The sequence below is a fragment of the Enterococcus florum genome, from assembly GCF_004309355.1.
GTDB lineage: Bacteria > Bacillota > Bacilli > Lactobacillales > Enterococcaceae > Enterococcus_A > Enterococcus_A florum.
The window spans coordinates 101,061-113,824 of the sequence record NZ_BJCC01000009.1 but is presented as its reverse complement, the minus strand read 5'-3'; the positions used below and the strand labels follow the sequence as shown (position 1 = coordinate 113,824).

6 protein-coding genes and 1 pseudogene are annotated in these 12,764 nt (G+C 42.8%); all 7 read right to left on the bottom strand.

Going from position 1 to position 12,764, the window contains the following annotated elements; translation table 11 throughout:
* Position 1: 1 nt before the first annotated feature.
* The gene (gene licT, locus NRIC_RS05665; protein WP_146621721.1) at positions 2 to 853 is read right to left on the bottom strand and encodes a BglG family transcription antiterminator LicT; all 852 of its coding nucleotides are present in this window, start codon (positions 851 to 853) and stop codon (positions 2 to 4) included.
* Positions 854 to 1,193: 340 nt separating this feature from the next.
* Positions 1,194 to 3,209 (bottom strand): annotated as a pseudogene (metG, locus tag NRIC_RS05660) (methionine--tRNA ligase); the annotation flags it as partial.
* A 110-nt stretch (positions 3,210 to 3,319) separates the two neighbouring features.
* Entirely contained in the window at positions 3,320 to 4,489 is a 1,170-nt protein-coding gene (locus NRIC_RS05655; protein WP_146621719.1) for an NAD(P)-dependent malic enzyme, read from the bottom strand.
* Positions 4,486 to 5,880, bottom strand: a complete 1,395-nt coding sequence (fumC, locus tag NRIC_RS05650) for a class II fumarate hydratase (protein ID WP_227873747.1) — start codon at positions 5,878 to 5,880, stop codon at positions 4,486 to 4,488. Before fumC ends, NRIC_RS05655 begins: the two co-directional genes overlap by 4 nt.
* A gap of 127 nt (positions 5,881 to 6,007) precedes the next feature.
* On the bottom strand, positions 6,008 to 9,886 hold the full coding sequence (locus NRIC_RS05645; protein WP_227873746.1) for a 5'-nucleotidase C-terminal domain-containing protein: 3,879 nt from the start codon (positions 9,884 to 9,886) through the stop codon (positions 6,008 to 6,010).
* A 178-nt stretch (positions 9,887 to 10,064) separates the two neighbouring features.
* Complete coding sequence (gene dtd / locus NRIC_RS05640) at positions 10,065 to 10,511, bottom strand: D-aminoacyl-tRNA deacylase (RefSeq protein WP_146621718.1); 447 nt, start codon at positions 10,509 to 10,511, stop codon at positions 10,065 to 10,067.
* 14 nt (positions 10,512 to 10,525) lie between these two features.
* Entirely contained in the window at positions 10,526 to 12,739 is a 2,214-nt protein-coding gene (locus tag NRIC_RS05635; RefSeq protein WP_146621717.1) for a RelA/SpoT family protein, read from the bottom strand.
* Between the last annotated feature and the right edge of the window lie 25 nt (positions 12,740 to 12,764).

Genomic DNA, 12,764 nt, shown 5'->3' with positions numbered 1-12,764 from the left:
CTTATTCGTTGCGCGGCCCCGCCTTGTTGACAAGCCGTGCGATATGGATAGTTAAGTACAGCTTTTCATCATTAGACATTTCATAAAGATATTTCTTTTGGATAAATGCAGCAATTTTTTCGACACAATCGTATGCATTTTTGTACTTTCTTTGAATGATCAACAGAAGCTCATCATCCGTCTCATCCTCGTGTTGTTTGTTGCTCATGATTCGTGAAGCGAAAAAACGGAGGTGAGTCGTAAAACGATAAAAATAAACAGAGTCTTCTTCAAATTGAACTTTAAAATAATAACTGGTGATTTGAATGATCTCTTGCATCAGCTCTGTCAATTCATAGACATTATCGTTTTCCGCTTCTGTTTGAGCGTTCACTAAATGCAGTGCAATATTGCCGGCTTCATCTTCGCCTAGATCCAATCGGTACTTCTTGTAGATTTTTTCAACGGCTTTTTTTCCAATTGCAAACTCATCGGGAAAGAATCGTTTGATATCCCACAACAATAAATTGCGGATTCGCACGCCTTCTTTCACCCGTTGAATCGCCGAATACAGGTGATCGGTGATGGAGATATACAGTGAGTCATTCAACGGATTACTCAAGGTTTCCTTGGCGTATTCGATGATCTCACTGGCCAATTCCACATAGGTGATCGGCATCTCTTCTAACAGTTCCTGAAACTTTTGTGATAGATCGCTGTTGGCAAGTCGATATTTCTTATCGATCTTTTCTTCAGAGATCGCATCACCAACTTTTTTTTGAAAGGCTAGACCTCGCCCCATCACTACGATTTCATTGTTTTTTTCATCCGTAGTGATCACAACGTTGTTATTAAGAATTTTTTGAATCTGCATGCAGTGGTTCCTCCGTTCCGCGCGAAACGCTGAAGAAAATAAATTTTCTCTCAGTTAAAATGATAGATGGTTATTGCAACGGCTGTCAACGCTTCTTTAATTCCTCCTTCTTTCAGCACGCAAAAAAACCCGACGAACGCACGACAAATAAAACTTGTCTTACGTCATCAGGTTTAGCTTGTATTGAAACAATCACTATCCATCAGTGGTCTATTGAATTCAAAATAATCTTAACAAATGAAGAAAACGCTGTCAACGCTTTTTTGTAAAATTCATTTACAACTTTTTCAAATTCTCTTCAAAAAAGGAGAAGTCCGAGCTTCGGCTTCTCCTTACAACACTATCCTACAACAGAACCATTCGGCATATCCGCAGGAGCTTCGATCACCTTTAGACTGCCGTCTGGCGCCTCGGCAGACAAAATCATCCCTTGGCTGATTTCACCGCGCATCTTGCGTGGTTTTAAGTTGGCAACGATCACCAGTTTTTTTCCGATCAATGAATCCGGGTTAGCATAAAACTCAGCGATTCCTGACAGAATTTGTCGATCCTGTTTGTCACCAGCATCCAAACGGAATTGCAAAAGTTTATCTGCTCCTTCGACTTTCTTACAGTCGATCACTTCAGCAACTTTTAATTCTACTTTGTCGAACACATCAAATTTGATTTCTTTGTCTTTGACCGATACCAGTTCTGTTTCTTCTGGATTCCAATCAAGGGCTTTTTCTTGCGGTTGACTGCCCTCTGACATTTTTTGCTGGATATAGGCGACTTCCTCATCTAACTCCAGGCGTGGGAAGATCGGTTTGCCTTTTGGAATCACCTTGGTATTTTCTGGAAACTCGCCAAAGTGGATCTTTTCCAATTGCATCAACTCAGGATTCAATCCTAATTGTTCGAAGATTTTTTTCGGTGTTTGTGTCATCACCGGCTGCAGCAGGATCGCAACGATTCGCAGACTTTCAGCCAGATGAACCATTACACTGTCCAACTCTTCTTTTTTCTCTTCGTCTTTTGCCAAGATCCAAGGCTCAGTCTCGTCAATGTATTTATTTGCTCGAGAAATCAAGGCCCACACTTCGCTTAGCGCTGTATTGAATTCCATTTTTTCCATCGCATCACGGTAACGGCTGACAACATTTGCGGCCGTAGTAGACAATTCGCTGTCAAATGGGGTAACTAGCGATTTATATTTTGGCACGACACCATTGCAGTATTTATTGATCATGGCAACGGTCCGATTCAAAAGGTTTCCTAAATCATTGGCCAGATCATAATTCAAGCGGGAGACAAAATCCTCTGGTGTAAAGACGCCGTCAGAACCGAATGGCACAGCCCGCAGCAAATAGTAGCGCAACGCGTCTAAGCCGTACCGTTCGACCAGCATCTCAGGATAAACGACATTTCCCTTAGATTTAGACATTTTCCCGTCCTTCATCATCAGCCAACCATGTCCAAAAATCTTCTTAGGCAGCGGCAAGTCCAGCGCCATCAACATAATCGGCCAATAAATCGTGTGGAAACGCACGATTTCTTTTCCTACCATGTGCACATCTGCCGGCCAATATTTTTGGAACATTGTATCGTCTTCGGACCCATAGCCTAACGCAGTAATATAGTTCGACAATGCATCGATCCACACGTAGACAACGTGTTTCGGATTGGCGTTGACTGGGATCCCCCATGAGAAGGTCGTTCGCGAAACTGCTAAATCTTCTAAGCCTGGTTTGATGAAATTATTGATCATTTCATTCTTGCGGGATTCCGGCTGAATGAATTCTGGATGCTCCTCGTAATAGTTCAATAGACGATCTGCATATTTACTCATCCGGAAGAAGTAAGATTCCTCCCGCACCAATTCGACTTCATGTCCACTAGGAGCCTTTCCGCCGACGACATTGCCCTCTTCGTCGCGATAGACTTCAGCCAACTGTGTTTCCGTGAAGTATTCCTCATCAGAAACCGAATACCAGCCTTCATACTCGCCTAGATAAATATCGCCTTGTTCTAATAATTGGTCAAAAATCTTTTTGACCCCTTCTTGATGGTACTTGTCGGTCGTACGAATGAATTTATCATAACTGATATCCAGTGTTTTCCAAAGTTTCGTGATGTCTGATGCCATCGCATCCACATATTTTTGCGGCTCCACACCTAATTCAGCGGCTTTTTTTTCAATCTTTTGGCCGTGTTCATCGACACCAGTCAGATAAAAGACATCGAATCCCATCAACCGTTTATAGCGAGCGATCGCATCGCAGGCAATCGTTGTGTAAGAATTTCCGATGTGCAGCTTGCCGCTTGGATAGTAGATTGGCGTTGTGATATAAAATGTTTCTTTTTCTGCCATGAGGCTCCTCCTTTTTTTCCCATCGAGTGCTGATTTCCAGCACTTCTTGTTCCAAAATGATTCCTAGCTAGTATACCACAATTTTATATAACGGTAGGAGATTTTTGCAGGTTTCCTTAACGGATTACACCTTCTTTTCTGGCCATTTCTGCTACCTTTAAAGTGATCGCGTCAACGACCGCTTTGTCAAAGACTGAAGGGATGATATAGTCTGATGCCAGCCGTTCTTCTGGCACAGCATCTGCGATCGCGTGAGCAGCAGTTAACTGCATCGCCGGTGTGATCTTCGTTGCCTTTGCAGTTAAGGCTCCTCGAAAGATTCCTGGAAAAGCCAATACATTGTTGATTTGATTAGGAAAGTCGGAACGTCCCGTTCCAACCACTGCAGCACCGCCGGCCAAAGCGTCATGGTAGTTGATTTCCGGCTCTGGATTTGCCATTGAAAAGACAATGCTTTGTGCATTCATTGAAGCAACCATCTCTTTGGTCACTAGATTAGGCGCAGACACGCCAATAAAGACGTCTGCTCCCTCAAAAGCTTCTGCCATCGTCCCTGTAAAGTTTTTGGGCTCGATCATTGACAGAATCTCCTTTTCTACAAACGTTGCATCCTCCATCGACGCATGAAGAGACCCGTGTTTATTAAAGGCAAAAATCGTTTTGATTCCTAAGTCCACCAGCATATGGATGATTGCACTGCCTGCCGCGCCTGTCCCTGAAATGACCACCTTTAATTCTTCTGGCGTTTTCTTCACTAGCTTTAGCGCGTTGATCAGTGCTGCTGTTACAGTGACTGCTGTACCATGCTGATCGTCATGAAAGACTGGGATGTCCAACGCTTCAATCAACGCACGTTCAATTTCGACACAGCGCGGTGCACTGATATCCTCCAAGTTGATGCCGCCAAACGTTGGTGCCAATGCTTTAACGATCTGAACGATTTCTTTCGGATCCTTGGTATCCAAACAGATCGGAACAGCATCAATCCCTGCAAATTCTTTGAACAATAATGCTTTGCCTTCCATGACTGGCAAAGCTGCTTCAGGTCCAATGTCTCCTAGCCCTAATACAGCCGTTCCGTCAGTGACTACAGCCACACTATTGCCTTTCCACGTGTACTTATATGCATTCTCTTTATCCTTCTGGATTTCTCGGCATGGTTCTGCAACACCTGGTGTATAAGCAAGAGATAGATCATGGCGATCATGGACTCTGGCTTTGGATTCTACACCGATTTTCCCCTTCCACTGTTCATGTGCTTGTAACGCCTCTTGATAAATCGTCATGCCTTCTTTCCTCCAATCATTTTTTCAGGTCGTACCCATCGCTCATAGTCATCCTCTGTGACATATCCTAAATTTAATGCGGCTTCTTTTAACGTAGTTCCCTCATTGAACGCCTTCTTGGCAATTTCAGCTCCTTTGTCATATCCGATATGGGTATTTAAAGCCGTCACCAGCATCAATGAGCGTGAAAGTAATTCAGCCATCCGTTCTTCATTCACCTTCAATCCCTTCAAGCATTTCTCTGTAAAGGAATCTAAACTATCGCTTAACAACCGAATGCTTTGTAAAAGATCAAAAGCAATTAACGGCAGGTAGACGTTCAATTCAAAATTTCCTTGTGAAGCCGCGATCCCGATTGCTGTATCATTGCCCATTACCTGTACAGCGACCATCGATAAAGCCTCGCATTGAGTAGGATTCACCTTTCCAGGCATGATTGAGCTTCCCGGTTCATTGGCAGGAATCGTAATCTCTCCTAATCCACTGCGAGGACCGCTAGCTAACCAGCGAATATCATTCGCCATTTTCATACAGTTCGCGGCTAATGCCTTCAACGCCCCGCTGACAAAAACCACTGCATCCCGATTAGCCAACGCATGGAATTTATTGGGATCTCCGATAAAATGGACCCCTGTTTCTTTTTGTAATGCGGACAAAAAGGTTTGCTCATAAGCTTCTGTGGCATTCAACCCGGTGCCAACAGCTGTTCCGCCAATGGCCAATTGCTTCAGCTCTGCCAAGCTGTCAATCAACATACGTTTGTTGTGTTCCAAACCTGCACGCCATCCGCTGATTTCCTGTGAAAAAGTCACTGGTGTGGCATCCTGCAGGTGTGTTCGTCCGATCTTAATGATCGATTGATTCGCCTCTTCCAGTTGCTTCAACGCCACGATCATCTTGTCCAGTTGCGGCAGTAGGTTTTTTTCGATCGCTAAGGTACTGGCAATATGGATTGCCGTTGGAAATACATCGTTTGAGCTTTGCGACATGTTCACATCATCATTGGGATGGATATCGATCCTCTCATTGCTGGCTAAATGGGCAATAACCTCATTGGTATTCATATTGCTTTGTGTCCCGCTGCCGGTTTGCCAAACAACCAAGGGAAACGCTTCCCATTGTGGTTCATCCAGCAATTGCTGGGCAGCACTTTTGATAGCATTGGCCTTTTCTTTCGACAGCTTTCCAGTCTCCTGATTGGCGATTGCCGCCATTTTTTTGACCAAAACCAGCGCTTCCACCAATTCTGGAGGCATCTTCTCCCCGCCAATTTTAAAATTTTGACGACTGCGCTCGGTTTGTGCGCCCCACAAAGCATTGACAGGTACCTCGATCTCCCCCATCGAATCCTTTTCAATTCTAGTTTCTGCCTGATTTTTCTGTTCTTCCAAAATGTCACATCCGTTTCTTGACTATTATGTCCAATTATCGCTCATTTTTCCCCATTTGGGTAGGTTTCTCTTCAAACCCATAAAAAATAGAGGAGAATCGTTCGGATTCTCCTCTATTTCAGGTCAATTAAGAGACGTTTCTTTTACGGCGAATAAACCAAACTGTAAAGGATCCGGCAATTAATAGTAATCCCGCTGAACCATAACTGGTGATTTTTTCACCTGTATTTGGAAAACTCTTTGCTGATGAGGTTGTTCCCTGTTGAACTGTTCTCGTCGTTCCATTAGAGGTTTGACTGTTTCCCCCAGCAGTTCCAGCAGCTCCTGTATTTCCTGTATTTCCTGTGTTTCCTGTATTTCCCTGATCACCCTTATCTCCTTTATCACCTTTGTCTCCATCTTGACCGTCTTTTCCGTCCTCACCATCTTTTCCGTCCTCACCATCTTGACCGTCTTTACCTGGTTCAGGAGTTGGTTTGTTCATTTCGTTAAATTTGGCTTCTGAAATCGGAATGATCCGATCTTGAGGCAGTTCCTCTTTATAATCATTTAAATCCAATTCACCTGGATGAAGTACACGAAGTTTGGTGGCACTCTGTAAATAATTAATCAACACACTGTCCAGAGAAGGCCCTTCTTCACGAGCTCCACCGAGCATGTCATATCCATCACCGCCAGCAGCCAAGAAATCGTTGGTAGCCATATTGTAGGTACGATCCAAGTCAATTTTTTCGAATTTTTCTGTTTCTCGATTATAGATTTCAATTTGCAATACCCGATCACCAACTTGTTCTTCTGTGGACCCTCGTTTATTGGAATCATAATAAAATTTTACAGATTTAGAAATGTGGAGGAATCCTCCATTTGCCCCCAACAAGGGTTGTCCATTTTCATCGGTAATGATTGTTCCATCTTCATTTTTTTGTGCATCAGAACGAACTGAATACTCAAACATCTCTTTAACTTGCGAACCTTTTACTTTGATTTGAGAGATGCTATTTCCAAATGGTAGTACTGCAATAATGTGTCCACGGGTAATCGGTCCCGCTTCTATATCCGCACGAATCCCGCCCCCGTTCATCATTGCGAAATCAGTCGGTTCACTGAATCCTTCTTGTCCGTATGACCACATCGCATCACCAATCAGATTTCCTAAATTGGTCTCTCGAGTACGAACATGTTCTCGTTTTCCATTGAAAAAGACGGAATTGTTCGGTACGACAACTTCGCTATTTGCTTCATCAAATTCATCCTTCGCCATTTGAACAAGCGCTGCAACATTTGGATCTGCCGCATATCCACTGAGACTTGCGTAGGTGTGCAAAACACCTTCATTTTTACTAGGATCAGTAAAATCAATGGTTATTTCTCCTACATTATTTAAATAATTTCCAGTTTGTGCATACAGCACATTCCCGAATTTCTTTTCACTCTCTGTATGAGAATGTCCATCCAAAAAGACAATATTTTTATCTGTATAAGCCTTGTCCAGCTCTTGGGCAACATAGTCCCCACGCCATTTTTCTGGAGTCGTTTCATCGATCCCTAAATGTCCTGCAACCACATATAGGTCAATTCCTTGACTGCTCAACCGATCAATTTCTGATTTTGCAGATTCAAGCGGCTCCTCAAAGGTCACACCCGCTACATTTTTAGGATGGGTCTTGGTTGCTGTTTCCGGAGTAGTCAGCCCAATAATAGCTATCCTTTTTCCGTTTTTATCAACGACTGCAGAAGGTTCAAAGGAACGCTCTCCATCTTTATACGTATTGGCAGATAAAATCGGGAAATCTAATAGTTCTTTATACTCCATTGCGACATCATAACCAAAATCAAATTCATGATTCCCTACAACCATCGCATCATAACCAACTTCGTTCAAAATCTTTGCCATTTGACGTCCTTCAGAATGATTCGAGATCGGTAATCCTTGGAATACATCGCCAACATCAATCGTCAATACTGGAGAAAGCGCCTCTTTTACCGTCTTCAATTTTGCCATCCCTAGCGAACTGTTTCCTGCATTTTCTTCTAATCGACCGTGAATGTCGTTTGTATGCATAATCGTAAATGGCTGTTCATCAACATCCAAAAATTGTCGAATAGCCGTCTTCGTAATTGGAACAACATTCGGGGTTCTTCCATCCGCTGAGGATTGAATAGTTAATTTCCCCTCTTCGACCAGCCTTTTCGCCAAATTGCGCCAAGTTGGATCAAAATTAGTGCCTACAACTTCCCAATTGTCTTCCAATTCCTTTGCCGGATCGAGTGTTCCTTTTTCTCGAATATAATCAACAATCAGTCCGCGCAGCGTTTGCGGATCTGAATTAAATAGCAAACTATCCCCACTCAAAATCCCGGCAGTAACTAACCCTTCATAACGATAATTGTTAATCGCAATCGAATACTCTTTGGTTAGATCTACGGGTTGACCATCGATTGTCGCAGTCACACGTTCACCAATGGGTTTTGAAACATCGATTGAATAGTTTACTCCTGAAAAAATGTCATAGTTGTAAACTCGAATGTCCGGATTGAAGCTCAGTGTTACATCATCTGGTTTGGGAGTATTGTAATAGGCTGCCTGATTCTCCATATATTCAAGCAGTTTTTCTCCTGTGATCTTCGCTTTCACCAAAGTATTTGGATATTTGTATATGTCAAAGACATTCGAATAAGTCAGATTTCCAGCCGGCAATCGACTATCCGCTTTAAATAGAGCAGAAGCAGATAAATCCGCGCCCGTAACTGAACGCTGAACGTTATTGATTAGCGATATCATCGCTGTCGGTTGTAATTGAGCTTCCGGAATGCCTTTAATCTCTTCTTCAGGTAAAAAATCTCCAGTCGCTACACCAATTTTTTCTCCGATAAATGACCGTGTTGTCTCATGATACTCCGCTGTTAGTTCTTTTAAGTCTTGATCTGCTTCATATTGGGTTGTATCTACAATTTTAGAGGCAGCATTTTTCACCACCCAATCATTATTGACTTCTTCTATCTCTAAATCAATTTGCATCATTTCAGTCCCAGTATCTTTCGGACCAGCGATTGGAATCATTTTTCCGTCAGGTCCCTGAACCGTTTCCGCAAATGATCGGTGATCATGGCCTAAAAGATAGGCATCAATTCCCGGCACATTATGAATCACAGTGTCAGCTGCGGCTGCAGGATCAGCATCCTCTCTACCTGCATGAATAGATGCAACGACAAGGTCTGCTCCTTGACTCTCTAATTCCTTCACCGCTTTTTCGGCACCATTTTTTAGGGATTCAAAGGTTAAAGCCGCGACCTTGTCCCCATCCCAATTTGGAATATGGGGTGTTGTCAACCCGATTATCCCTACCTTGATATCCGCAGATCCATCATTGTTAAAATCTAATTCTTTAAGCTTTACGCTATCTACAAAATTATCATTGGTTTCTTTTTTATAGGTATTGGCTGACAAAATCGGGAAGTCTGCCTCGGACCTTATCTTTTCAATCAACGGCAAACCAAAATTAAATTCATGATTGCCTAATACCATCGCATCGTATTTCATATAGTTCATCGCAGCAATCATCGGATGCTTTTGCTCTTTTAACCCTTCTTTTGTGTTATAGAGATCATCCGTCAATATTGTCCCCTGAACCATGTCACCGTTATCAATCAGCACTGTTCCTTGAGGGTTCGCCTTTCTGGCTTCTTTGACTGCAGTACTTACCTGAGCCAATCCAACTTTGGCTTCTTTGTCATCTTCGTAAGAATAGTTCCACAATTGCCCATGAACATCAGACGTACCTAAAACGGTTACTTTATGTGTCGCACGATCGCCGTTTCTAGAACTCTGATTGTTTTCTTCTAATTCTTCTGAAGAGGTTTGACTAATTTCGTTTTTTTCAACCTCCGATGACAGATTCCCTTCCACCGCGTACGTCACCAATGGACCAGTTGTACCCAACAACAACCCAGCAATCATAATCGTTTTACACGCTTTAGATAAGCGCTTCCAAATTTGCTTTTTCACTTTTTACCCTCCTATTTTTAAATATATCAATAGTTTATCAATTTGATGGATAAACAGCTAGTTATTTCAGCTGAAAAATGTCATTATTTTAATTTGAGAACATTATTTTGAATTAAATATATGTTTTTCGTCAAAAAAAAAGAAGAATCGCGAGGATTCTTCTCTAACTATCTCTAATTTATTTCTCACGTGTATCAAAAATAATCGTTACCGGACCATCATTTACCAGAGCGACTGCCATGTCACCGCCAAATTCACCCGTTTCTACGACGACTCCTTGTTCACGGAGCTTTTCATTAAAATATTCATATAACGGAATAGCTGTTTCTGGTCGGGCAGCTTTAATGAAGCTTGGCCGATTGCCCTTTTTTGTATCGGCATACAGAGTAAACTGCGAAACACTTAAAATACTGCCGCCAACATCTTGGATGCTTTGGTTCATCTTTCCATCTGCATCTTCGAATACACGCAGCAAAGGAATCTTCCGAACCAAATAGTCCGCATCCTCTTTCGTGTCGTCTTCATGGATCCCCAACAAGATCATAAACCCTTTGCCGATCTTACCGATAACCGTTTCTTCGATCGTCACTGAAGCTTGACTAACTCGTTGAATCACAGCTCGCATGTCATTATCTCCTTTTACCCTTTTGTTCGTTTTACACTATAGACATCAGGAACCGATTTGATTTTATCTACGATCGAATAGAGATGGTCCAAATTTTGAATTTTTAAGGTCAAACGAATCATGGCCAGCTTGTCTTTGGTCGGCTTAGCTTCAACACTGACTAACTGTTTGGTCATTCCACTCACGATGTTTAGTACATCGTTTAACAGCCCATCGCGATTGAAGCCATAGATTTCCAGATCCGCATTGTAATCCTGCTTTACATTGGAGGTATCTTCCCATTCCACTTCGATCAATCGGTCCTGAATCTCTCTTTGCTTGGTGATATTTGGACAATCGCTTCGGTGGATCGAGATACCGCGACCTTTCGTGATATACCCGACGATGTCATCGCCAGGTACAGGGTTGCAGCAGTGACTGATTCGAATCAGCAGGTTTTCGATCCCTTGAATCACGATACCGCCTTCGTGGCGTACCTTGATCTTTTCTGGTTCTTTCTTTGGCGGATGATTGACTAACTCATCGACAGCTTCTTGCTTTTTCTGCTTCATCTGTTCACGGCGTTCTTTTTCCGTCAATCGATTTGAAAAAGTCAAGGCACTGATTTCTCCAAAACCAATCGAAGCATACAGGTCGTCTTCGTTATGGTAATTGAACTTGTCCAATGCTTTTTGCATATTCTCTTTGGTCAGCACATCTTTTGGTGTAAAGCCCATATCAGAAAGACACTTCAACACCATATCGTGGCCTTTTGTAACGTTCTCTTCACGATCCTGCGTTTTAAAGAAACGTTTGATTTTATTCCGAGCCTTGCTGGTTTTGACCATTTTCAACCAGTCGCGGCTTGGCCCAAATGAATTGGGCGAGGTCATGATTTCAATGATGTCCCCATTTTTCAACTTATAATCCAATTGAACCATCTTGCCGTTTACTTTTGCGCCGGTAGTTTTATTTCCGATATCAGTATGGATACTGTAAGCAAAATCCAATGGACCAGAGCCTTTTGGCAGTTCTGTCACATCGCCTTTTGGCGTGAAGACATAAACCTTATCGCTAAAGATGTCGCCTTTAACACTTTCCATAAATTCAGAAGCGTCGTAGCTTTCATCCTGCAGCTCCAAAATCTCGCGGAACCAGTCCAATTGACGGTTGTCATTGGATTCTTCGGTTTTCTCCGTTTTGCCTTCTTTGTACGCCCAGTGTGCTGCGACCCCGAATTCAGCAATCTGATGCATCTCATGTGTTCGGATCTGAACTTCTACCGGATTGCCGCTAGGTCCGATGATGGTCGTATGCAAAGACTGATACATATTGGCCTTAGGCATAGCGATGTAATCTTTGAAACGTCCCGGCATCGGTTTCCATTTTGTGTGGATCGCTCCTAAAACCGCATAGCAATCCTTGATCGAATCAACGATCACTCGAATCGCCAACAGGTCATAAATCTCGTCAAATTGTTTCTTTTGATCCCGCATTTTTCGATAGATCGAGTAAATGTGTTTCGGACGCCCATAAATGTCGCCTTCGATTTCTAACTCTTTCGTCGCTTTTTTGATTTCTTCCACTGCCTCATTGACATAGGCCACTCGTTGTTCCCGTTTGCTTTGCATCAGGTGCACGATTCGATAATACTGCTTCGGATTCAAATAGCGTAAAGAAGTATCCTCCAGCTCCCATTTGATCCGGCTCATCCCTAAGCGATCTGCCAAAGGTGCATAGATTTCCAAGGTTTCCCGTGCAATTCGACGCTGCTTGTCGTCTCGTAAAAATTTCAATGTCCGCATGTTGTGGAGACGGTCGGCTAATTTAACCATGATCACCCGCAGATCTTGTGCCATGGCTAAAAGCATTTTGCGATGGTTTTCGGCTAACTGCTCTTCATGGGACTTGTATTTGATTTTCCCTAGTTTGGTGACTCCATCAACCAGTGAAGCAACATCATCTCCGAAATCTCGTCTTAACTCTTCCAAAGTGACAGGGGTATCCTCCACTACGTCATGTAAAAATCCTGTTGCTACCGTATGAGGATCCATATGCAGATCTGCCAGAATGCCAGCAACTTGAATTGGGTGGATAATATAAGGCTCTTTTGATTTTCTGATCTGATCCTTGTGGGCTTCAAAAGCATATTCGTAGGCCTTTTTTACAAATGCGACATGCTCATCGCTCATGTATTCAGTTACCAATTTGATCACGTCTGGCCCTGTCAATTCTACCTCTCGTGCCATCTGCATCCTCCTTTATCTAACTTCA

Coding starts and splice junctions, on each gene's coding strand:
- licT (WP_146621721.1), bottom strand. CDS start 853: ATGCAGATTCAAAAAATTCTTAATAACAACGTTGTGATCACTACGGAT.
- NRIC_RS05655 (WP_146621719.1), bottom strand. CDS start 4,489: ATGACGATTTATCAAGAGGCGTTACAAGCACATGAACAGTGGAAGGGG.
- dtd (WP_146621718.1), bottom strand. CDS start 10,511: ATGCGAGCTGTGATTCAACGAGTTAGTCAAGCTTCAGTGACGATCGAA.
- NRIC_RS05635 (WP_146621717.1), bottom strand. CDS start 12,739: ATGGCACGAGAGGTAGAATTGACAGGGCCAGACGTGATCAAATTGGTA.